Source organism: Sphingobacterium sp. Mn56C, from assembly GCF_049319645.1.
Classification (GTDB): domain Bacteria; phylum Bacteroidota; class Bacteroidia; order Sphingobacteriales; family Sphingobacteriaceae; genus Sphingobacterium.
In genome coordinates, this window is record NZ_JBMOUC010000005.1 from 14,163 (window position 1) to 37,806 (window position 23,644).

Below are 23,644 nucleotides of genomic sequence, written 5' to 3' on the forward strand. Positions count from 1 at the left end.
ATCTGCCATTTTGGCTTTTTATGGTTATGGCTTGATTGTTGATAAAATAATAGAAAATTATTGAGTTTGGGTAATTAATAATTTCATACATTTATAATATCCTAACTCATTAAACAAAGAAAGGTAACATTCATGGAAGCAAAATTCTCACCCAGAGTAAAAGATGTCATCTCCTATAGTCGCGAAGAAGCCTTACGCCTTCGCCATGATTATATTGGTACAGAGCACCTTTTGCTAGGACTTATTCGAGAAGGTGACGGTGTGGCGATAAAAATTCTAAGGAATCTGAATATAGATACGGCCGCTATTCGACAGTCTATTGAGGATGCCGTAAAAGGCTCGTCTATATCTAGAGCACCTGTAGGTTCGGTCCCGCTAACAAAACAGGCTGAAAAAGTTCTTAAAATAACATATTTAGAAGCTAAAATTTTTAAAAGCGATATTATTGGTACGGAACATTTGTTGCTGGCCATACTTCGTGACGAGCATAATATAGCCTCACAGATTCTGCTGCAGTATAACGTTAATTACGATATGTTCAAAAATGAAGTCGAACAAAGTAAGACGACCATTACCGATGAGGCAACGGGATCGTCTACGCCTGATGATGACTTCGCTGAAGAAGAAAACTTTGCTGCACCAAAAAAGGTGTCTGATATTAAGTCTAAAACTCCGGTATTAGATAACTTCGGGCGTGACCTCACACGTGCTGCTGAGGAGGGTAAACTTGACCCTATTGTAGGGCGTGAAAAAGAAATTGAACGTGTATCTCAAATCTTATCGCGAAGAAAGAAAAACAACCCTATTCTAATTGGTGAACCTGGTGTTGGTAAATCAGCCATTGCTGAAGGGTTGGCGCTACGCATTGTGCAACGTAAGGTTTCACGTGTGCTCTTCAATAAACGTGTCGTAACATTAGATTTAGCGTCTCTTGTTGCGGGTACAAAATACCGCGGACAGTTTGAGGAACGCATGAAAGCGGTGATGAACGAATTGGAAAAATCTCCTGATGTAATTTTATTTATCGACGAGATTCATACCATTGTTGGTGCTGGAGGGGCCTCAGGCTCGCTGGATGCCTCCAATATGTTTAAACCCGCATTGGCACGTGGCGAAATCCAATGTATTGGTGCTACAACCTTAGATGAGTACAGGCAGTTTATTGAGAAAGATGGGGCTTTAGATCGTCGTTTTCAGAAGGTGATGATCGAACCGGCATCACACGATGAAACCATTGAAATCTTAAACCGTATAAAAGATAAGTACGAGGAGCATCACAATGTAATTTATACGCCAGAGGCAATAGAAGCCTGTGTAACGTTGACAACACGGTATATTACCGATCGTTTCTTACCAGATAAGGCAATCGATGCATTGGATGAGGCAGGTTCTCGCGTACACTTAACGAATATTCATGTGCCTCAAACCATTATTGATATTGAGGAAAAAATTGAAGAAGTTAAGGTAGAAAAAAATAAAGTCGTGCGCTCGCAAAAATATGAAGAGGCCGCAAAACTACGGGATACCGAGAAAAAACTTCTGGAAGAACTTGAACGTGAAAAGGCTGCTTGGGAAGCTGAAACGAAAACCAAAAGGTATACGGTAAGCGAAGATAATGTTGCCGAAGTCGTTTCTATGATGACGGGTATTCCTGTACAACGTGTAAGCCAAACGGATAGCCAAAAGCTGTTAAATATGGGCGACTCTATGAAGGGGCGTATCATAGGCCAGGATGATGCCGTACAGAAGTTGGTAAAGGCAATTCAACGTACGCGTGCCGGATTGAAAGACCCGAAAAAACCAATTGGCTCCTTTATCTTTTTAGGCCCTACAGGTGTCGGTAAAACGGAGCTTGCGAAGGAGTTAGCGCGTTTTATGTTTGATTCTGAGGACTCCTTGATTCAAGTGGATATGTCGGAGTATATGGAGAAATTTGCGGTATCTAGATTAGTCGGTGCGCCTCCGGGTTATGTCGGTTATGAAGAGGGGGGACAGCTAACTGAGAAAGTACGCCGTAAGCCTTACTCTGTAGTACTATTGGATGAGATTGAAAAAGCACACCCGGATGTCTTTAACTTGTTGTTACAGGTTTTAGATGAAGGGCAGTTGACCGATAGCTTAGGCCGTAAGGTAGACTTTAGAAACACCATTATCATTATGACTTCAAATATTGGTGTTCGCCAGTTGAAAGAGTTTGGTCAAGGTGTAGGTTTTACGACTGCAGCAAAAGAAAACCAAGCGGATGCACACTCTAGAGGTGTGATTGAAACCGCATTAAAACGTGCTTTTGCACCTGAGTTTTTAAATCGTATTGACGATGTAATTGTCTTCAACTCGTTAACAAAAGATAATATCTTTAAAATTATTGATATTGAACTACGATCGTTATTTGCACGAATTGAGACATTGGGGCATACCATTTCGTTAACGGATAAAGCCAAGGATTATATCGCGGAAAAAGGTTACGACACGAACTTTGGCGCACGCCCTCTAAAACGTGCGATACAAAAGTATCTGGAAGACCCTATTGCGGAAGAGCTGCTAAAAGGTGAAATGAAAGCTAAAGCTAACATTACCGTCGATTTGGACGAAGAGAAAAAAGAAATTATTGTGAAAGGAGATAATCCAGACAATAATGACAACTCTGTCTCTTCTGATATCACCGAAGAAAACGGACAATAATAAAAAAAACGCTATTCCAAATGGAGTAGCGTTTTTTTTTCAATAGTAAGAATGTATTTTTCAGGTCTAAAAACCTACGGGTTTAAGGTTTAATCCAGCCCTTTCCTCGAGTCCAAACATCAAGTTCATATTTTGAACCGCCTGCCCTGAGGCGCCTTTAAGAAGGTTGTCGGTAACATTTATAATAAACAATTTATTCCCGTGTTTTTCTAAATGTATAATACTCTTATTTGTATTTACTACCTGTTTTAAATCGACATTTTCAGTTGACACTACTGTAAAAGGATGAGCGGCATAATAGTCTTCATACAGCGCATATGCCTCGGCAATAGTTAAGTCCGATTCAACATAAATAGCCGAAAATATACCACGGGTAAAATCACCCCGTTGTGGCACAAAATTAATGCGCTCAGCAGCACGCTCAATCAAGGACTTCTCCGCAGATTGTGGTAAGAATCCAGGCTGCAGCTGGTCCAAGGATTCAGAAATCTCTTGTAAATGCTGATGGTCAAAAGATTTATAAGCTGAAAGGTTATTATTACGCCATGAAAAGTGTGATGTTGCCGTCGGTTTTTGTCCGGCACCAGTAGAGCCAGTTGTTGCATTAATATGAATCTGGTCGCCCAGCAACCCTTTTGCTGCAAGCGGCAGCAAAGCAAGCTGTATATTAGTCGCAAAACAACCTGGGTTGGCAATATATTGCGCTTTTTTAATTTGCTCCTTATTTAACTCTGGCAAGCCATAGCTAAAGTTTTTACCCTGATATGCTGTATTATGGCGCAGCCTATAATCTTGTGACAAGTCAATAATTTTCACCGTATCAGCAATTTCATTTGCCTCTAAGAACTTACGCGCATCGCCATGGCCTACGCACAAAAACAAAACATCGATATTGGAATGAAAGTCGGAAGTGAAGGTTAATTCGGTATCGCCAAAAAGGTCATTATGCACCGCCGATATCTTGTTGCCAGCATTCGAAGCTGAATTAGCGAATACAATTTCAACATCAGGGTGATAAATCAATATGCGCAGCAACTCGCCACCCGTATATCCTGCCGAACCTATAATACCTACTTTTATTTTTCCCATACTATATAATTTATGAAATCCTAAAGCTTACAATAACACCAATATGGGTTAAATAAACTATTTATGTATTACCCCTTTACCAAATCTGCCCGCAACAAAGCCCGCTATACACTAGATTTCAGGTTAAACTGTCTTTTTAAAGAGCAAAAACTCACTGCCCTTACTTTCCAGTTCAAAACCTATCTTTTTATATAGATTCTGTGCCGTAAGATTAGTGAGCTGCGTTTCCAACTGTACAAAGACCGCATCCTGCTGCTTTGCAAACTGCAAAGCATGCTGCACTAAGGCCTCCGCAATTCCTCGTTTCCGAAAAGCAGGGCTTACAAAAAGATCATTTAAAATCCAGTTGCGCACCGTATGCATAGACGAAAATGTAGGATATAGTTGTGTAAAACCTACAGCCTCCCCATCCACAAAGGCGATAAAAACAATTGATTCCTTATTTTCAAATCTCGCTTTTAAAAAAGCTCGTGCACGTATAGGGTCACTATCCTGTTTATAGAAAACACGATACGCATCAAATAACGGCACCAGCTGCGTTAGATGGACAAGGGTGGCCTGCTGTATATCCATTAATTTTGGCTATTAACTTTATGCCAGATAATAGTTTGGTTACCAAAGATTTTAGAAAAACCTTTTACATCATCTCCGGTATATCCTTCATTCATTTCACCGTAGCTACCGAATGCAGTATTCATTAAGTCATGTGCCGACTCCACGCCAATAATAACAAAACGGTACGGGTGCAACTCAACGATCACCCGACCGGTTACCGTTTCTTGCGCTGAACTCAGGAATGCTTCTATATCCCGCATTACCGGGTCATGCATCTGCCCTTCGTGCATATAGTTACCGTAAAATCCAGCAATCTGGTCTTTCCAGGACAGCTGCCATTTCGTTAAAGTATGTTTCTCTAAAGCATGGTGTGCTTTAAGGATAATCAACGGACCTGCAGCCTCAAAACCTACACGACCTTTAATACCGATAATGGTATCACCAACGTGGATATCACGGCCAATTCCGTAAGGTTGTGCCAAATCTTGTAGCTGTTGTATAACCTTTACAGCACCGATATTATCGCCATTTAAAGCAACAGGCTCCCCTTTTACAAAATCAATGGTAATCTGCTGCACCGCAGTTTCTGTTGCCGCTGTAGGCCAAGCAGACTCTGGAAGATACTGGTTTGACGTTAAGGTCTCTGCACCGCCAACTGATGTACCCCATAAACCTTTGTTAATAGAATACTTTGCCTTCTCGGCACTATAAGGAAAACCATGCTTACCTAGGTATTCAATTTCAGCTTCTCTAGAGAGCTTTAAATCGCGGATTGGCGTAATAATTTCTACACCAGGAATCAGGGTATTGAAGATCATATCAAAACGAACCTGATCATTTCCAGCCCCTGTTGAACCATGTGCGACACTTTGGGCACCGATTTTCTTCGCATAATTCGCAATTGCTGTAGCTTGACACACACGTTCTGCAGACACTGAAAGCGGGTAAGTAGCATTTTTCAACACATTTCCGAAAATCAGAAACTTAATAGTTTCGCGGTAGTAATTTTCTGTTTCATCAATAGTGGTATGCGATTTAACACCCAACTCATATGCGCGTGTTTCGATATTTTTAATCTCTTCGTCCGAAAAACCTCCCGTATTTACCACCACAGAATGTACTTCCAATCCTAAATCTTTCGAAAGATAAATACAACAAAAAGATGTATCTAAGCCTCCACTAAATGCTAAAACTACTTTTTTCATGGTTTTATTATTTTATTTTAAGCGGATGGTATAAAAACCTCCGCGATTTATAATTCTTTACTACTATTATTATACGAAAATACAAACATTAAAAACGAAAAACGACCACAGCATCCTCCGTTTGGTAAAGTTAAGGTACTCCGATTAAATGCCAAATCTAAGCCCTACAGTACCCATTATCTTTTTGGTAGATTTCCACAGTTTCGCTTCAATCCTCTTCAGTAAAGATTGTTTTTTCGCTATGCGCTCTAACCTCTCTTTGGCTTCGGCCCTACGCTGAATTTTTTCTTTCAGCTCCCTTTCCTTTTCAACGGGATCCCAAAGCATGGCCGTGCACATACAGTTTTTGCGGTCTTTGCTCATTAAGATATCATAGTTTATACAACTCTGGCATCCTTTCCAAAACTCCTCGTCTTGTGTCAGTTCGGAATACGTAACCGGCTCGTAACCCAAATCCGAATTTATCTTCATAACCGCAAGCCCGGTAGTAAGTCCAAAAATTTTGGACTTCGGATATTTCTCCCGCGAGAGTTCAAAGACCCGCTTTTTAATAGCTTTGGCCAAACCCACCTTACGAAATTCCGGGTTGACGATTAATCCCGAATTAGCAACATAATCACCATGCCCCCAAGTTTCAATATAACAGAAACCTGCCCATCTTCCATCTTTGTGTAAAGCAATTACAGCCTTGCCTTCCTCCATCTTTTTAGCGACATACTCTGGTTTTCTGCGTGCAATCCCCGTACCACGGGCTTTGGCAGATTCAAACATTTCGTCACAGATTTGATTGGCATACCCTACATGGGCAGCAGTGGCTGGGATAATAAAAAAATCTGAAATTGTCATCTAAGATGCGACCTAAAAATTAATACACTTACGTGCGCTAAAAATAACTACTACGGATTAAGAAATTCATCGAGCTGGATGAATTTACTATGAATTAGAATTGGCCTGCCTCTATAAAATCAAGCTCGAGGCAGTATAGGTCGTCGAAATCGCAGAATTGGACAATTTAACGTAAAAAAACCAGACAATAAAAAAGCGACAAACCTATTGAAGGTCTGAGGATTTGCTTTGCTATTTCCGTTTTTACTATACATTAAATATTAATATGTTTCTTTCTTAAATCTGACAGCGCAAAAGTATAAAATTTATTTTTTCTTTTACGCAAAAAATATAGAGTTTTTTTTCAATTATAGATACAAACAATAGAGTTTCCATTTAAATCTATCAATTTAGACGTTTAATTTTTCAAAAGGTTTAAAAGCTAACGTTAAAATATACCTTTACAGCCTATTTAAAGGCATCGTCTTTTTGTATATCCTTTTAAATACGGTACTTTTGCACAAGAACATAAAACACTTTATCATGGTAGGACCAAGCATTATATTTTTTATTATTTTCGCCGTTCCATACATTTTCGTCATGTATTGGTTGGTTAAACAAGATAAACGCAAGTATGCATGGGGCATCACTATCGTAACCTTACTAGCGATTCTTGCTATTTATATATCACTAAAAGCGAGCAAAAATGCCATCGAAAACTACAAACAGCATCAGTTAGACTCCCGTGAGATTGAAAAAGAGGAGAGAGAACAACAGCAGTAAGCCTATACCGTGGGTGCAGTTCTAAACGTATTTGGCAAGCTTACCCCCTACCCTATACGCGGCATATTTTGAGGATAGCGCTAAACACTGATAGATACCTACACAAAGCATACCGGTGCCCCCAAATAAAATAGGGCTCCTTTTTTTAAGGGAGCCCTATTACAACGTTATTTCGCTGTTTAAAAGCTACAGGCAACGCTCTTATTTCTTTACAGCCTGCAACGCTATTTGCAATACTATCGTATCATCAATGGCCCTGTCGCCTAAACCTGAAATGAAAGATCCAGAGCTATATTGCACGCCAAACTGAGTTCTGTCGACTTTAACAGAAGCAGCTTCCAGCAGAACCAAGTCTTTAGCATAGCTAATTTTTACAGGAAAGGATATCGTTTTAGTAATTCCTTTAATTGTAATTTTTCCAGAAAGAGTATTTCCATTTAAACCCGTCATGACAAACCCTGCAGAAGGATATTTCTCTACATCGAAGAAATCCTCATTTTTAAGGTGGTCAATTAACTTCGAAGAGGCTGTCTTTGACTGTATACTTTTGGTATCCAACAAAATATCACCTGCCACAAGCTTATTGTTCGATACCTGTAAACTACCTTGTTTAATACCAATCGTACCTTCCGTTTCTCCACCGACAACTTTTTTCCCCGCCCACTTAACCGAACTTTTTAGAGGATCTATAATAAAATCATCTTTTTTTTGTGCCTGCACTACTCCCATTAGGAAGGCAAGCAGCAGCATTAATACTCCTTTTTTCATTACTTCATATTATATTTAGTTACGTATTCCTTCGAGTTTAAGAACAAAAGCATATTCCAAAGCCTGATCCTTTAAGTAATCGAATCTTCCTGAAGCACCACCATGACCAAAATCCATATCTGTTTTTAATAAAACCACATTGTTTCCCGTTTTTGTTGCCCGCAATTTAGCGACCCATTTTGCGGGTTCAAAATATTGCACCTGACTGTCGTGTAGTCCTGTTGTTATTAAAAGGTTTGGATACGATTTTGCTGTTATATTTTCATACGGCGAATAAGATTTCATATAAAAATACGCCTCCTTATTGTTGGGATTCCCCCACTCATCGTATTCATTTGTTGTCAACGGAATAGTATCATCCAACATGGTATTTACAACATCCACAAAAGGTACCGCAGCAATTACGCCATTCCATAAATCAGGAGCCATATTTAAGATAGCGCCCATCAACAAGCCGCCAGCACTACCACCTTCGGCATACAGCTTTCCTTTCGCCGCATACTTTTGATCGATTAAATACTTTCCACAGTCTATAAAGTCGGTGAAAGTATTTATCTTTTTCATCATCTTACCATCTTCGTACCACTGTCTTCCCATCTCCTCGCCACCACGGATATGTGCGATAGCATAGATAAAACCTCTATCCAACAGCGACAAACGTACCGAACTAAATGTGGGCTCCATAGACATTCCATACGACCCATAAGCATATAAATACAACGGAGCGGTACCATCTTTTGCGGTTCCTTTTTTGTAGACCAACGAAATAGGAACTTCAGTACCATCCTGCGCTTTCGCAAACACCCGTTCGGTCACATAGTTTTCTTGTTTATAGCTGCCTAAAACCTCCTGCTGTTTTAACAGCGTTTTCTCCTTAGTCTGCATATTAAAATCGATGGTCGATGGCGGCGTAACCATCGAGCTATAACCATAACGTACGATATGCGTATTATACGTAGCATTTACACTTGGGTATACTGTGAATGCCGCCTCCCCGAAATCAAGGTCATAAGTATGGCCCGAATGCAGGTCATGAATAGCCAGATTCGTTAAGCCATTTTTACGTTCAGACAGCACAAGAAAATCCTTAAACTCGTCTATGCCCTGCACCAATACATCCGTACGGTGCGGAATATAATCTTTCCAATGCTGCACCGAAGTTTTATCCAAGGGTGTTTCCACCACTTTAAAATTTTGGGCATCCCTATTCGTCGTCACTAAAAAACGATCCTCCAGCGCAGTAACCGTATACAACACGTTATGCATACGCGGCTGAAAAACACGAAAATTACCCTGAGGATCGTCAGCCTTCAGGTAGCGTACCTCACTGCTTAAAGTACCCTCCGACTGAATAAAAATATACGTACCATTTTTAGACTTATAAACACCAATATAGTTGCTGTTATCCTTTTCCTCGTATACCACCACATCGACCTCCGGATTGGAGCCTAAAGTATGACGCATAATTTTTTCTGAGAGCAAGGTAATCGGATTTGTTGCCGTATAAAATAAGGTTTTGTTATCCGCAGCCCAGGTAAATTCACCTGTGGTACGTGGAACACGGTCTTTCATCACCTCACCAGTTTCCAGGTTTTTAATATGAAGCACATACTCCCTACGGGAAACTGTATCTACGCCGTAGGCTATAAATTTATTATCCGGGCTTACCGCAAAGCCTGTGGCCGAATAATAGGCATGCCCCTTCGCCAAAGCATCGATATCTAACAGCAGCTCTTCAGGTGCAGACAGACTTCCTTTTTTACGGCATAATTTATAATATTGTTTACCGTCTTCTGTACGGCGGTAATAATAATAACCATTATCCAAATAAGGTACCGACTCGTCTTTTTCCTTAATACGGGCCTTCATCTCATCAAATAACCGAGCCTGTAACCCTTCGGTATCCTTTAACATAGCTGTGGTATAGGCGTTCTCTGCTTCTAAATAGGCCAACACAGCGGCGGAATCGGGTCCTTTTTTAAAATAATCGTTTAACCAATAATAATTGTCTACCACCGTATCCCCATGGATAATACGTGTATAAGGCTTTATCGTCGCCACAGGCGCATTCACATCCGGCCATTTCATCATATTTTTTTCCTTTATTTCAGTGCATGAAGTTAGCACTACACCCAACAAAATAAAAGAAAAAACAGCTTTTATTTTCATACTTTTTTACGTTAATTGAATTGAATTAATGCTTAAAATTACAATTAATAATTGTAAAACAATCTGCGGGTATGCTACCCACCTTTTTTTTTAAAATAAACAATAAAAAAACGTATATATAAAGATAAATTCTTTTTAAAAGAAAGATTTTCACATCTATTTAACTTCTTAAACTCGTAAACAACCTTATATTTGCTATTGAAACAAAAAAGAAAGTATGCAAAAATCTAAGCTATTTATTGCCCTTCTGGGAATAAGCATATTACCCTTCAGTGGTTTTACACAGGAAAAAAAAGATGCCGCACCGGCAAATTGGTTTAATCTAGACTATAAAACCGATGGCGTTATGGGCATTAGTACAGAAAAAGCTTATGGACTGCTCAAAGGCCGTAAAGCTACACCGGTTATTGTTGCCGTTATTGATGGTGGCGTGGATGTTCATCATGAGGATCTTAAAGATGTACTTTGGATCAATAAAAAGGAAGAACAAAAGACCGGTAAAGATAAAGATGGCAATGGATATATCGACGATAAATACGGCTGGAACTTTATTGGTAATGCTAACGGGGAGAATGTAAACTACGATAACCTGGAGGTTACCCGGCAAATTGTTAAATATGAACCAAAATATAGCGCTGTATTACCCAGCACAAATCTTACCGAAGCAGAACGTCGCGAATTTGTAGCTTACCAAGGGATGGTTTCTGATTATACCAGCAAGCTGGATGAAGCGCAATTTGGAGACCAAAATTACAGTAGACTGAAAGCTAATATCGACAAACTTATTGCTAGCATTGGCAAAGCCCCGAAGGATATCAGCAAAAGTGACCTCGATGCGTACAAAGCCGATAATGACCAGCAAAAAATGGCCCTTCGTATTGCGAAAAAAGAAGTCGAAGGAGGCTCTTTTTCAAAGTTTTATGACGATATTAAAGATGCAGCCGATTACTTTGGCGCTCAGGTTAAATACCATTTAAATAAGGAGTTTAACCCGCGATCTATTGTTGGCGACAAGTATGAGGATGTAAGCGAGCGGTACTATGGCAACCCTGATGTTAAAGGCCCCGATGCAGAACATGGCACCCATGTTGCAGGCATTATTGGTGCAAAAAGAAACAACAATATCGGAATAAATGGTGTGGCCGACCATGTGCAGATTATGGCTGTACGTGTTGTCCCTAATGGGGATGAGCGGGACAAAGATGTGGCAAATGGAATTCGCTACGCCGTAGATAATGGCGCCAAGGTTATTAACATGAGCTTTGGTAAAGGTTATTCCAACACTAAAAAAATAGTAGACGATGCGGTGAAGTATGCCCAAGAAAAAGATGTTTTATTAATTCATGCTGCTGGGAATGATGGTAAGGATATCGATATAACGCCAAACTACCCCAACAAGTATTTTACCGATAGCTTAAATGCGGTTACTGGTGAAGCCTCAAATTGGATTACGGTGGGTGCTACTGCCTGGAAATTAGACGGCGATTTGTTAGCTGGATTTTCAAATTATGGGTATAAGTCCGTAGATGTCTTTGCCCCGGGTGTGGCCATATATTCTACCATGCCAGAAAATCAATATAAAGAACAGCAAGGCACCAGTATGGCAGCACCGGTAGTTGCCGGTCTGGCGGCAATGTTACGCTCCTATTACCCACAGCTTACCGCACAAGAGGTAAAAGAGATTATTCTAAAATCGGTTACCAAAGTGGATCAAAAGGTTAAAATTAAAAAAGACGGAAACAGCAAAAAAGTATACTTAGACGAAATTTCTACCAGTGGAGGTATTGTAAACGCTTACGAAGCTGTTGTACAAGCAAATAAGTACATCGGTAAAAAAAAGTAAAAAAATGTTAAATTTTTAATAATAATAATTCTTATTTTGCGTTTATCATCTAAACAACATTAAATAAGACGCTTATGGTTGAAAATTCTACTACAATTACTGACGAAACTTACGATAGCGACTTGAAAGAAAATAGTAAAATAATGGAGATTCCTGTAGAGGATTTCATTAAACAACATGCCGAAAGCTTACTGAAGGAACCAAGTCAAACTTGCATTGACACTATTCTCCTCTATTCGAAATCGTACAACAAAGCTTAAAAAAGCCGCCCTAGAGGCGGCTTTTTTTGGCTTTGTTGTTTCGATCTTCTTTCCCGCTAATCGTGTAATGCCTACAGCCTAAATTAAAACAATTTCTTATCTTTGGGAATGCTAAAAAAAGATCGCTATAAAGCCTTTGTTGACTATTTTTCATCGCATCAACCCGATGCACAAACAGAGCTTCATTACCGTAATCCTTATGAGTTATTAGTAGCAGTAATCTTGTCAGCACAATGCACCGATAAACGTATCAATCAAGTAACACCGGCACTATTTGAGCGCTTCCCCGATGCAGAAAGTTTAGCAGCAAGTTCATCGGATGAGGTTTTCACGTACATACGATCCGTGAGTTATCCGAATAATAAGGCTAAACATTTAGTTGGCATGGCACAAAAGCTGTTAAGTGAGTTTCAGGGCGTCGTGCCCGAAAAGATGGAGGAATTAGTGAAACTGCCGGGCGTGGGTAGAAAAACCGCAAATGTTATTTCATCGGTAGTTTACGATAACCCTGCTATGGCGGTAGATACGCATGTATTTCGCGTAAGCAATAGATTAGGCTTAACCAGTAAGGCAACAACGCCACTAGCGGTGGAAAAACAACTGGTAAAACATCTGCCCCAAAATACCATTGCTGTAGCCCATCATTGGCTTATTTTACATGGCCGCTATATTTGCTTAGCGCGTAAGCCTAAATGTGAGCAATGTGAGATTACGTATTTTTGTAAATACTTTGAAAAAAACTTCAAAACTACAGCCGTGCTTACAAACCCTTAAAACTAACATTCTTAGCAATTTATTTTGTAATCCGAATTATTAATTTTACTTTTGACATATCAATACTAAAAATATGAGCACTACAGATAAAAATCCAGATAAACTGAAAGCATTACAGCTTACATTAGATAAATTAGAAAAATCATATGGTAAGGGTACCATAATGAAATTAGGCGATTCTGCTGTAGAGCCAATCGAATCTATTTCTACAGGATCTCTTGGTTTAGATATTGCTTTAGGCATAGGTGGTGTTCCTAAAGGTCGTATAATTGAGATTTATGGACCTGAATCTTCAGGTAAAACAACGTTAGCCACGCATATCGTTGCTGAAGCACAGAAAAAAGGTGGTATTGCAGCCATTATTGATGCTGAACATGCTTTTGATAAATACTATGCTCAGAAATTAGGCGTTGATGTCGAGAACTTATTGATTTCGCAGCCGGACAATGGTGAGCAGGCCTTAGAAATTGCTGACAACTTAATCCGCTCCGGAGCAATTGATGTTATCGTTATTGACTCTGTTGCAGCTCTTGTTCCTAAGGGAGAGATTGAAGGCGAAATGGGGGATTCAAAAATGGGTCTTCAGGCTCGTTTAATGTCTCAAGCGTTACGTAAACTTACAGGAACGATTTCAAAAACAAACTGTTGTTGTATTTTTATCAATCAGTTACGCGAGAAAATCGGTGTAATGTTTGGTAACCCGGAGACAACAACTGGTGGTAACGCACTTAAATTTTACGCTTCAGTACGTTTGGACATCCGCCGTGCTTCACAGATTAAGGATACCGATGAAGTAACCGGTAATCGGGTTAAAGTAAAAATCGTGAAAAATAAAGTAGCCCCTCCTTTCCGTATTGCCGAATTTGATATTATGTTTGGTGAAGGTATTTCTAAAGTCGGTGAGATTATTGACTTAGGGGTTGAATATAATATTATTAAAAAATCGGGCTCCTGGTTTAGCTACGGCGACACGAAACTGGGGCAGGGTCGGGATGCTGTTAAAAACCTGCTTCTCGATAATCCAGATTTAATGGACGAATTAGAAACCAAGATTAGAGCAATTGTTACTGGCGAAAGTTTAGAACAAGATCCTTTGGCAATCGAAGAGAATTAAGGACTATCTGATTGCTTGCGGGCAAGATTTAATTATATAATTAGAGTTATGCATTGGGTTAAAAAAATGCATAACTCTTTTTTTTTGCAGCTAAATACTTTTACCATATCCTAGTTTTAGCGTTCACTGTAATAAAATCTACTATGTTAGTAGATAATATACATTCAACATAAGGAGGTAATAACATTTTTCTCTATATTTGTACCTCAAGTTAGCTGATAAGAGACCCTTATCCATTTAAAGAACACATTTGTATTCATGATCAGACTAGAAAACATCTATAAAACTTTCTATAAAAAGAAGAGCGAGGTGCAGGCCTTAAAGAAGGTAAACTTACATATTGAGAAAGGTGATATTTTTGGTATTATAGGATATTCTGGTTCTGGAAAAAGTACATTAGTACGCTGCATAAACCTTTTGGAACGCCCTACCTCGGGACAGGTATTTGTGGAAGGAAATAATATTACAGCTTTAAGCGACCAAAACCTTATACCCTACCGTAGAAGTATGGGTATGATATTTCAGCAGTTTAATCTATTGAGCTCTGCTACGGTATACGAAAATATTGCGTTTCCACTTCAGCTAAGCGGCCACAATAAAGACGATATTAAAACTAAAGTTAATGCGCTTTTAACCTTAGTAGACTTGGTTAATAAAAAAGATGATTACCCAGCAAGTTTATCTGGCGGACAAAAGCAACGCGTTGCCATCGCTCGTGCCTTAGCAACAGACCCAAAGATTTTACTATGCGATGAGGCAACATCGGCATTGGACCCTCAAACTACGCGTTCAATACTTTCGTTATTAAAAAAAATAAACCAGGAATTAGGGATTACCATTATTCTAATAACCCATGAAATGGAGGTTGTACGCGCTATATGTAACCGCGTGGCCGTAATTTCTCATGGCGAAATTATTGAGGAAGAATCGACGCAGGTATTATTTAAAAGCCCGAAATCGGAGATTACTCAGGAACTCCTTAACCCTTCACTATTCTTGGAAATCCAGGCCTAATTGTTATCCTTCTATTCCCTAACTATATTTATGTCATCATCTACACTATCCTTACTATTATCCGGAACCGGAGAAACCTTATACATGACATTTGCCGCAGGTTTTTTTAGTTTTCTATTAGGATTACCTATAGGAATATTCCTATTTTTAACACGCGACAAACAATTACTGCAGCATAAGGGTTTAAATGCTGTCACCGCTTTTTTTGTAAATGTATTCCGCTCTATACCATTTATTATATTAATAGTTTGGCTGATTCCATTTACAAGATTAGTCGCTGGAACGTCTATAGGCATGCATGCCGCAATAGTACCACTAAGTATCGGAGCTACACCTTTTGTAGCACGTTTAATCGAAAACAGTTTACTAGAGATCCCTTATGGTATTATTGAAGCTGCAAGAGCTATGGGGGCAACAACATTACAAATTGTGTGCCGGGTACTTATTCCAGAAGCACTGCCTTCTATTATTAATAATGCCTCTTTAACACTTATTACCTTAGTAGGTTACTCAGCCATGGGTGGCGCTGTCGGCGCCGGAGGCTTGGGCCATATCGGATACCAATATGGATACATCGGATACGATGCCACGATAATGAATACGGTGATCGTATTATTGATACTCATTGTTTTTGCGATTCAGTATTTTGGCGATAAGGTATCGAAATATGTCAACCACCGCTAACGCTTATTCACACAAATTATACATTCAAAGTAAAAGGAGTAAATATGAAATACAAATTTAAAAATACAATAGTAGCACTGGTACTGACCTTAATTTTGGGCGCCTGTGGTTCAGCGGGCAATAACGACCCTAATGTTTTACGCGTTGGCGTGGAAGCCGGACCGGAATATAACCTCGCAGAAGCAGCACAGAAAGTGGCAAAAGAAAAATATAACCTGGACGTCAAACTCGTATCCTTCACCGATTATATCATGCCCAACGAAGCGCTAAAAAATAATGATATTGATGTTAATGTATTCCAAACTCGCCCCTACCTGGAAGGACAGTCGGCCGTGCGAGGTTATGAATTTGAAGTTTTAGGAAATACTTTTGTATACCCTATGGCTGCCTACTCAAAAAAAATCAAATCTATTGATCAGCTACAAGAAGGCAATGTAATTGCTATTCCAAATGATCCGAGTAACCTCGGTCGTGCACTCCTCTTAATGCAACAAGTGGGGTTAATACAATTAGACGATAATATCGGACTATTACCTACAAAACAAAATATCAAGGAAAACAGATTAAAACTAGAGATTCTTGAAATTGAAGCGCCTCAATTACCACGTACATTAGACGACAATAAAGTTACTGCAGCAATAATAAACAGTAATTTTGCAGCAAAAAATAACCTTATTGCAAAAAAAGACGGTATATTTTTGGAAGATGAAAAATCGCCTTATGTCAATATCATCGTAAGCCGTAAGGACAATAAAGACGATGAAAAGGTAAAGAAATTTGTGGAAGCCTACCAATCTGCCGAGGTTGAAGCACAGGCGGAAAAAGAATTTAAAGGGGGAGCCGTAAAGGGCTGGTAAATAAAAAATGGGCGTTAATAAACGCCCATTTTTTATGTATGCCTAAGCCGCATTACAGCTGTCTTTAAACCCTTATTTATTCTGCATTTAAAAACGGATATCTGTAATCGGTATCAGGTGTGAAGGTTTCTTTTATGGTACGTGGCGATACCCAACGCAACAAGTTGATCATAGATCCCGCTTTATCGTTGGTACCTGAACCTCTAGCACCACCAAACGGTTGCTGACCTACTACAGCTCCTGTACATTTATCATTAATATAGAAGTTACCCGCAGCATTCCGTAAAGCATGCGTAGCCTCCTGAATAGCGTAACGATCCTGCGCAATAATAGCTCCTGTTAAAGCATAAATTGAGGTGCTATCCACTACTTTTAATGTTTCAGCCCATTTTTCGTCTTCATACACATAAACCGTTAATACAGGGCCGAACAACTCCTCCGTCATCGTTTCGTAATCAGGTTTGGAAGCTACAATAACTGTAGGGTGAATAAAGTAACCCGTCGTTTTATCGTAATCCCCGCCAATTACCACGTCAGCATCTGGAGAAGCCTTAGCGTTATCAATATATTTTGTAATCTTATCGAACGATCTCTCGTCGATTACGGCATTTATAAAGTTCCCAAAATCTTCTGTTCCACCAATTTTGAAAGATTTAAGATCTTTTTCCATAGACTCTTTCAAAGCAGGCCATAACGATTTTGGCACATAAGCACGCGAAGCAGCCGAACATTTTTGTCCCTGATATTCAAAAGCACCACGCACTAAAGCGGTATTCAATACTTTAAGATCCGCAGAAGGATGGGCAATAATAAAATCTTTACCGCCGGTTTCACCAACAATACGTGGGTAGGTTTTATACACATGAATATGCTCCCCAATTGTTTTCCAGATATCCTGGAAAACCCCTGTAGAACCCGTAAAATGTATACCTGCAAAATCAGGGTGCTTAAAGATAACATCACCGGCATCTGGACCAGATACATACACTAAGTTAATAACACCATCTGGAAGACCTGCCTCTTTGAAGATCTGCATCAATACATTAGCAGCATAAATCTGTGTATTCGATGGTTTCCATACCACAACATTACCCATCATGGCTACTGATGTAGGTAAGTTTCCTGCAATTGCAGTAAAATTAAACGGTGTCAACGCAAATACAAAACCCTCTAATGGGCGCTGCTCAACACGGTTCCATACCCCTTTGCTGTTTGCCGGTGGCTGTTGCTGATAAATTTCCGACATATACTTCACGTTAAAACGTAAGAAGTCGATAAGCTCACATGCCGAGTCTATCTCTGCCTGAAAAGGGTTTTTAGATTGCCCAAGCATCGTAGCAGCATTCAGCTTATAACGGTATTTTGTAGAAATTAATTCCGCTGCTTTCAAAAACACAGCAGCACGTTGCTCCCATGGTAAATTTTCCCAATTATCTTTTGCCGCCAAGGCCGCATCAATAGCATCTTTAACATGATCTTTTGTGCCCGAAGAGTAGTATCCTAAAACATGTTTATGATCATGAGGAGGCGTAAGTTTTACCTTTTTATCCGTTCTCACCTCTTCCGAACCAATATACATCGGTACATCAACTTCTTGTGCACGCGCATCGGCGATTGCTTGTTTTAATAAAGCACGCTCGGCGCTGCCTGGGGCATATGCATAAACAGGCTCGTTGGTTGGAGCCGGAACATTAAAAAATCCTTTTAACATAATCTAAAATTTTTAATATCGTAAATTAACAAAAAATTGCAGCCAAATACTACACGCTAATTGTCCATATATAAACGTATTTTGCTCTACAAATGTTTACAATCTGCGTAAAAAACCACGCAAACCAATATATAATCACCAATAAATAAACAAGATACCGATAAACAAAAACGTTTTACGACAAAAAGGTATACACAAATTATGTTAGTTCATATGCGTATGAACGGCGATATACTTCCGGGGAGAATTATGGGTAACATTTTTGAAGACCCTATTAAAATGGACCACATTATTGAAACCTACCTGAAAAGCCACCTCTGCAATATTCTCTGTTTTATGATTCACAAGCAACTGGCAGGCCTTTTCTATACGCACTTCATTCAAAAAGCTAATATAGGTTTTCATGGTATGCTTTTTAAAAAATTTACAAAAGGAAGTTGGGGTCATATGCACCACGGAAGCAACCTGATCTACAGTAATCTCTTCGGCATAATGATCAAACGTATACTTATACACCTGACTTATACGTACGCCATCCTTGTCGGAATAGGTCATATTGCGTACGCCCGAGTACAACGATATAGCATCAGCATCATGTAATGCCAAAGTGTATAACAAAGACAAAAACTCTGTAAAACGCGGCATAGACGTTTTCACCAAAAGGTTGGTAAAATAATGCAACAAAGACTCCGAGTGAGATCGATCGACCTGTTTACTAAAATCCAAATTGTCCAGGTAGTCACGCACCAGCTCAAACTCCGGGATATGGTACAATTTTTTCATGCGCTCCTGATTCACAAAAATATGTATAGCGTGTATATCGCCAATCTCCTCCTCATCGTCCATATCCCTATCGAACATATGAGGCTCGTTAGCCTTAAAGATGAAAACATCTCCCGACTGGAAAGCCTGTAATATATTACCAACCATCACTGTCCCTTTACCTTTGAGAATATAAGTTATCTGTGCCTCATCGTGGCGGTGATAATAATTATAAAAATTATCCTTTTTATCCTCTAATATGGCAAATACACCCTCACCATACACCGGAACAGTAAATTGTATTGGTTTCATAATTATCTTTTTTCTACACAGTCCATTCCAGCGTCATTATTCTTAGTACCATCTATCTATAACGCTAAAAAACAAATACAAAGCTACAAAACGTAAGGCTAAAGTTAAATACTGCCCTGCCTAACCTTAAACCCAGATAAGAGGTACTAGCAAGGGCAAAAGCAAAAGAGCTACCCGTAACAATAACGGATAGCTCTTTAAAGCCTTATGATAAGCGGGTTAATTATTTTGCTGCCGCATAATTTTGTGCTACAGCCTCCCAATTAATCGCATTAAAAATAGCATCTAAATAGGCTGGACGCTTATTTTGATATTTTAAGTAGTACGCATGTTCCCATACATCAATACCTAAAATCGGCGTACCTTTTACCTCGGCAACATCCATTAAAGGGTTATCCTGATTCGGCGTCGAAGTAACCGCTAGTTTACCATCAGCACCAACAATTAACCAAGACCATCCCGATCCGAAACGAGTAGCACCAGCCTCTTGAAGTTTTTTCTTCAACTCTTCAAAAGAACCGAATGTAGCATTAATTTCTTCAGCCAATTCGCCTGTAGGCTTACCCCCACCATTAGGGCTTAAGATCGTCCAAAACAATTTGTGGTTATAGTGACCACCGCCATTATTACGAACAGCAGCAGGGTATTTACTGATATTTTTTAGGATATCTTCCAGAGATGCATTTTCAGCGTCCGTACCAGCAATCGCTTTATTTAAGTTATCTACATAAGCTTGGTGGTGGCGATCGTGGTGGATCTCCATAGTTTCTTTGTCAATATTAGGTTCTAACGCATCATTTGCGTACGGTAATGCTTCTAATGTAAATGCCATAATCTTTAATATTTTAATGTTTTAGTGTTTCAGTAAAAACAATACGAATATAACAAATCTGTATGCGTAAAGTTTCATACTATTGCCATTTTGTGGAAAAAATTAGCGTTTATTTCTAAAAAAATCCTTCATCAATTGAGCGCTCTCCTCCTCCATCACGCCACCAACGATAGCGGTTTTAGGATGTATAATACGATCATGAAAAACGGAGTACCCCCGCTTGACATCCTTAGCACCATACACAATACGGGAAATCTGTGTCCAATAGGAAGCACCAGCACACATAACACAAGGCTCTACAGTAACATAAAGGGTACAGTCTTTCAGGTATTTACCGCCCAAGTAATTGGCTGCCGCCGTAAAAGCCTGCATTTCCGCATGCGCAGTCACATCATTCAACCGCTCGGTTAAGTTATAGCCCTTTCCAATAATTTTGCCTTGTGATACGATTAAGGCACCAATAGGAACCTCATTCTCATCAAAAGCTATTTTAGCGAGGCGTAAAGCTTCTTTCATAAAAAACACATCGGTATTTGCCGACGTTGTTGGCTCATCATCAAACGTATATACCAACATGCTACATCAATTTTGCCCCATTGGGCACCGGTCTTTCCACCGCTGTTAAAACAATATCGCCATTATCGTCGGCAAAACCAGTTACCAAACAAGCCGACATAAACTTTCCGATCTGTTTTTTAGGGAAGTTTACCACCGCAACAATCTGTTTTTCCAACAGCTCTTCTTTGGTATAATGTTTCGTAATCTGTGCGCTAGATTTGCGCAGCCCAATTGATTCGCCAAAATCTATCGTCAACTGGTACGCAGGCTTACGCGCTTCCGGAAAATCCTCGACCGCAATAATCGTTCCCACGCGTAAATCAACCTTTTCAAAGTCTGCCCAACTTATTTCTTGTTTTTCAATCATTACAATCTATTACTTTTTACATCCGTTAATTGTTTCGACAAGGTAAACAGAATATAATTTCGATCCCGATGTAAGCGCTTTGCTAAACGATCAATCAATTCCTCTTCCTGTCCATTTTTATAGTCCAAATCTGCATCACTTAAGTGATTGTATTTTCGCAGCAATTTCAACTTAGCAATCGCCCAATCCTGTTCATTAATTTTGATTGTACTCATAATTTAGCCTTAAAATTGTGTATCTTTATGGTCCCAAGTAATAATTATTACCATTACATGCTTAACAAATTTACATAAATTAATAAATATGAAAAAGTTTTTACCCGCATTCCTACTTGTAATTGGTGGTATTACAACCACACAGGCTCAAATATTACCATCGTTCGAGTTGGGTGTTAAAGGTGCGCTTAATTATGCCAAACTTCGCGAAAGCGGAAAATATTTCAGTTCCGACAGCAAGGCCGGTTATCAGGCTGGTTTATACTCGCGTATCGGTATTTTAGGTTTCCATGTACAACCTGAAGTTTATGTTACTGGAAAAAACACTTCTGTAACTATAGATAACGCACAAGAAGATTTAAAGTTTACCTCTATTGATGTACCTGTATTATTAGGAAAACGTTTTGGCTTTGGCCCTGTCGGAGCACGTTTACAAACAGGTCCCGTTTTTTCATTTATCGTTAATGATAAATATAATACTAAAGTCGAAAATCTATTACACTTTTCTGAATACAAAAAAAGTTCGACAGCCTGGGCTTTTGGTGCGGGCTTGGATGTATCCAGCCTTCGTGTAGATTTACGCTATGAGCTTGGGTTAAACGACTTGGCGAAAGGAAATGGTACGAGTCAAAAAATTAATATGTGGAGCATAGGTTTAGGTTACCGCCTATTTAAAATCTAAGGAATACATAGAATAAAAAAAGGCTGTATTTTATGCACTATAAAAGCTAAAATACAGCCTTTTGCTATTAAAAATCTTATTGTAAAAGACCACTTTTTTTTTGACAGCTTTAGAAAACAGAAATAGCCCATTTTGCATTCTGACACGCCGCTCACTGTTAAGTAAAAAAACAGGCCAACAGCAGCAGGGTTTCAGCAACAATCCATCCATTAAAATACCAGCTCTACCCCATAACCGTGCGGCCGCCCCGGCCCCAATTAAAAGAAGCCAGCCTAAAGCTAAGTAAGCCTAATGGCCTATGGTTTCAACGAATGAGTTAAACTGATTATAAATCGATACGGATACCGCAAGTATGCGTGCCCTATATCAAACCCGACGATATGCCACTGCTCCTTATTCGATATACACAGCACTAACGCATCTTTTAACCGGGTAGTTATCCGAATTTGCCATGCAGCCTATTCACAAACTGTATCGTATAAACTTGTTCCTAATTATGGATTCGCTTTCCAGCTGCAAACGATGGCAACATAAGCTCAGCAGCAGCCAACTGTTAATTGGTTTTTTTTCAAGAAATTACCAAACGTATAGGAAAGGTTAAAAATTTAAACAAGCCATATTATAGACTATAATACAAGGCCTTAACAAGGCCACAAAATGCACCTAGGGCCCAGTAGAGCCCAAGGTTTAGAATAATTCTAAATTGTACGTTTTTTATGGATTTAAAGTCAAATTAATAAATGAATGGGTACTTTTGCAATAAAATTTTAAAATCTAAAGGATAATGAGTAGTAAATCAAAGCCACTATTTAATTCTTCGATTGGTAAGAAACTAATCATGAGCTTAACAGGACTGTTTTTATGTACGTTCTTGATCGTTCACTTAATTGGTAACTTACAGTTGTTTAAGAATGACGAAGGCTATGCATTCAACAATTATGCGTATTTCATGACGCATTTCGCACCAATTAAAATCGTTTCGTATTTATTGTATGCTTCTGTTATCATCCACGCGGTGTATGCATTGGTATTAACACTGAAAAACAAAGCGGCAAGGCCTGTAGGTTACGATCAAGGTAGCGGAAATGTAAACAGCAAATGGAACTCGCGCAACATGGGAATTTTGGGTACTGTAATTTTAGTATTCTTAGCTACACACATGCAAAACTTTTGGTATCAGTACAAATTCGGATCTACTCCATATATTGAGTATACGACGGATTTACTTACTGAAAACCGCCAAACGGTAGCTTCGGATGACATCCCTGCGACTTACAATGGTTACAAGAAAATTGAGAATGAAGGCTTAGAAATCATTCAAACAAAAGACCTTTATAAGCAAGTAGCTTATACTTTCCAAAATCCTTTTATTGTATTGTTATATGTTGTTGCTATGGCAGCATTAGCCTTTCACCTGATTCATGGTTTCCAATCGGCATTCCAAACAATAGGATTTAATCACAGAAGATATATTGGTATTATCAGATCAATAGGTATTTGGGTATTTGGGGTTATTATCCCTATAGCATTTGCAGCTATGCCTTTATATTTTTATTTCAAAAGTTTTTAGTACCGAAGTTTAA

Annotated in this window: 23 protein-coding genes; 11 read left to right on the forward strand and 12 right to left on the reverse strand. The window is 39.1% G+C overall.

The genetic code is table 11. The features are described from left to right. Positions 1 to 132: 132 nt before the first annotated feature. The gene (locus ACL9RF_RS12900) at positions 133 to 2,682 is read left to right on the forward strand and encodes an ATP-dependent Clp protease ATP-binding subunit (RefSeq protein WP_422801046.1); all 2,550 of its coding nucleotides are present in this window, start codon (positions 133 to 135) and stop codon (positions 2,680 to 2,682) included. Positions 2,683 to 2,748: 66 nt separating this feature from the next. Here ACL9RF_RS12900 and argC read toward each other — a convergent pair whose 3' ends face one another. The 4 genes from argC to ACL9RF_RS12920 form a co-directional block, all read right to left on the reverse strand. Then, the gene (argC, locus tag ACL9RF_RS12905; protein ID WP_422801047.1) at positions 2,749 to 3,771 is read right to left on the reverse strand and encodes an N-acetyl-gamma-glutamyl-phosphate reductase; all 1,023 of its coding nucleotides are present in this window, start codon (positions 3,769 to 3,771) and stop codon (positions 2,749 to 2,751) included. Positions 3,772 to 3,894: 123 nt separating this feature from the next. Next, positions 3,895 to 4,344 (reverse strand): GNAT family N-acetyltransferase, encoded by a 450-nt coding sequence (locus ACL9RF_RS12910; RefSeq protein ID WP_422801048.1) that lies wholly within the window; start codon positions 4,342 to 4,344, stop codon positions 3,895 to 3,897. Beyond that, positions 4,344 to 5,531: an argininosuccinate synthase gene (gene argG, locus ACL9RF_RS12915; RefSeq protein WP_422801049.1), complete on the reverse strand. Its 1,188-nt coding sequence runs from the start codon at positions 5,529 to 5,531 to the stop codon at positions 4,344 to 4,346. The genes ACL9RF_RS12910 and argG overlap by 1 nt, the downstream gene beginning before the upstream one ends. A gap of 144 nt (positions 5,532 to 5,675) precedes the next feature. Continuing rightward, the gene (locus tag ACL9RF_RS12920; protein ID WP_422801050.1) at positions 5,676 to 6,377 is read right to left on the reverse strand and encodes a GNAT family N-acetyltransferase; all 702 of its coding nucleotides are present in this window, start codon (positions 6,375 to 6,377) and stop codon (positions 5,676 to 5,678) included. A 579-nt stretch (positions 6,378 to 6,956) separates the two neighbouring features. Between ACL9RF_RS12920 and ACL9RF_RS12925 the strand changes: the two genes are divergently transcribed. After that, entirely contained in the window at positions 6,957 to 7,139 is a 183-nt protein-coding gene (locus ACL9RF_RS12925) for a hypothetical protein (RefSeq protein WP_422801051.1), read from the forward strand. Positions 7,140 to 7,340: 201 nt separating this feature from the next. Here ACL9RF_RS12925 and ACL9RF_RS12930 read toward each other — a convergent pair whose 3' ends face one another. Continuing rightward, positions 7,341 to 7,907, reverse strand: a complete 567-nt coding sequence (locus ACL9RF_RS12930; protein ID WP_422801052.1) for a YceI family protein — start codon at positions 7,905 to 7,907, stop codon at positions 7,341 to 7,343. Positions 7,908 to 7,922: 15 nt separating this feature from the next. Next, positions 7,923 to 10,076, reverse strand: a complete 2,154-nt coding sequence (locus ACL9RF_RS12935; RefSeq protein WP_422801053.1) for a S9 family peptidase — start codon at positions 10,074 to 10,076, stop codon at positions 7,923 to 7,925. A gap of 217 nt (positions 10,077 to 10,293) precedes the next feature. Between ACL9RF_RS12935 and ACL9RF_RS12940 the strand changes: the two genes are divergently transcribed. The 7 genes from ACL9RF_RS12940 to metQ all read left to right on the forward strand — a co-directional run bounded on the left by ACL9RF_RS12940 (position 10,294) and on the right by metQ (position 16,622). Continuing rightward, positions 10,294 to 11,919, forward strand: a complete 1,626-nt coding sequence (locus ACL9RF_RS12940) for a S8 family peptidase (RefSeq protein WP_422801054.1) — start codon at positions 10,294 to 10,296, stop codon at positions 11,917 to 11,919. Between the two features lie 74 nt (positions 11,920 to 11,993). After that, positions 11,994 to 12,179, forward strand: coding sequence for a hypothetical protein (locus ACL9RF_RS12945; protein ID WP_422801055.1), 186 nt, complete (start codon positions 11,994 to 11,996; stop codon positions 12,177 to 12,179). A gap of 108 nt (positions 12,180 to 12,287) precedes the next feature. Continuing rightward, on the forward strand, positions 12,288 to 12,953 hold the full coding sequence (nth, locus tag ACL9RF_RS12950) for an endonuclease III (protein ID WP_422801056.1): 666 nt from the start codon (positions 12,288 to 12,290) through the stop codon (positions 12,951 to 12,953). 73 nt (positions 12,954 to 13,026) lie between these two features. After that, positions 13,027 to 14,067, forward strand: a complete 1,041-nt coding sequence (gene recA, locus ACL9RF_RS12955) for a recombinase RecA (protein WP_422801057.1) — start codon at positions 13,027 to 13,029, stop codon at positions 14,065 to 14,067. 258 nt (positions 14,068 to 14,325) lie between these two features. Further along, the gene (locus ACL9RF_RS12960; RefSeq protein ID WP_422801058.1) at positions 14,326 to 15,081 is read left to right on the forward strand and encodes a methionine ABC transporter ATP-binding protein; all 756 of its coding nucleotides are present in this window, start codon (positions 14,326 to 14,328) and stop codon (positions 15,079 to 15,081) included. Positions 15,082 to 15,111: 30 nt separating this feature from the next. Continuing rightward, the gene (locus tag ACL9RF_RS12965; protein WP_422801059.1) at positions 15,112 to 15,765 is read left to right on the forward strand and encodes a methionine ABC transporter permease; all 654 of its coding nucleotides are present in this window, start codon (positions 15,112 to 15,114) and stop codon (positions 15,763 to 15,765) included. 44 nt (positions 15,766 to 15,809) lie between these two features. Further along, positions 15,810 to 16,622 carry a methionine ABC transporter substrate-binding lipoprotein MetQ gene (gene metQ / locus ACL9RF_RS12970; protein WP_422801060.1) on the forward strand — a complete coding sequence of 271 codons (813 nt, stop codon included), beginning with the start codon at positions 15,810 to 15,812 and terminating at the stop codon, positions 16,620 to 16,622. 76 nt (positions 16,623 to 16,698) lie between these two features. Here the strand turns inward: metQ and pruA are convergent, their stop codons facing one another. The 6 genes from pruA to ACL9RF_RS13000 form a co-directional block, all read right to left on the reverse strand. Then, positions 16,699 to 18,333 carry an L-glutamate gamma-semialdehyde dehydrogenase gene (gene pruA / locus ACL9RF_RS12975; RefSeq protein ID WP_422801061.1) on the reverse strand — a complete coding sequence of 545 codons (1,635 nt, stop codon included), beginning with the start codon at positions 18,331 to 18,333 and terminating at the stop codon, positions 16,699 to 16,701. A gap of 204 nt (positions 18,334 to 18,537) precedes the next feature. Further along, on the reverse strand, positions 18,538 to 19,407 hold the full coding sequence (locus tag ACL9RF_RS12980; protein WP_422801062.1) for an AraC family transcriptional regulator: 870 nt from the start codon (positions 19,405 to 19,407) through the stop codon (positions 18,538 to 18,540). 223 nt (positions 19,408 to 19,630) lie between these two features. Continuing rightward, positions 19,631 to 20,239, reverse strand: a complete 609-nt coding sequence (locus tag ACL9RF_RS12985; RefSeq protein ID WP_422801063.1) for a superoxide dismutase — start codon at positions 20,237 to 20,239, stop codon at positions 19,631 to 19,633. A 102-nt stretch (positions 20,240 to 20,341) separates the two neighbouring features. Next, the gene (locus tag ACL9RF_RS12990) at positions 20,342 to 20,815 is read right to left on the reverse strand and encodes a nucleoside deaminase (RefSeq protein WP_422801064.1); all 474 of its coding nucleotides are present in this window, start codon (positions 20,813 to 20,815) and stop codon (positions 20,342 to 20,344) included. 1 nt (position 20,816) lies between these two features. After that, positions 20,817 to 21,164, reverse strand: coding sequence for a tRNA-binding protein (locus tag ACL9RF_RS12995; RefSeq protein WP_422801065.1), 348 nt, complete (start codon positions 21,162 to 21,164; stop codon positions 20,817 to 20,819). Beyond that, the gene (locus ACL9RF_RS13000) at positions 21,164 to 21,379 is read right to left on the reverse strand and encodes a hypothetical protein (protein WP_422801066.1); all 216 of its coding nucleotides are present in this window, start codon (positions 21,377 to 21,379) and stop codon (positions 21,164 to 21,166) included. The genes ACL9RF_RS12995 and ACL9RF_RS13000 overlap by 1 nt, the downstream gene beginning before the upstream one ends. Before the next feature lie 88 nt (positions 21,380 to 21,467). Here ACL9RF_RS13000 and ACL9RF_RS13005 point away from each other — a divergent pair, with 88 nt between their 5' ends. Together ACL9RF_RS13005 and ACL9RF_RS13010 are read left to right on the forward strand one after the other, a co-directional pair. Next, the gene (locus tag ACL9RF_RS13005; RefSeq protein WP_422801067.1) at positions 21,468 to 22,061 is read left to right on the forward strand and encodes a porin family protein; all 594 of its coding nucleotides are present in this window, start codon (positions 21,468 to 21,470) and stop codon (positions 22,059 to 22,061) included. Between the two features lie 784 nt (positions 22,062 to 22,845). Then, a complete protein-coding gene (locus tag ACL9RF_RS13010; RefSeq protein ID WP_422801068.1) occupies positions 22,846 to 23,631 on the forward strand; it encodes a succinate dehydrogenase cytochrome b subunit in 786 nt (261 codons plus the stop codon). Positions 23,632 to 23,644: the final 13 nt, after the last annotated feature.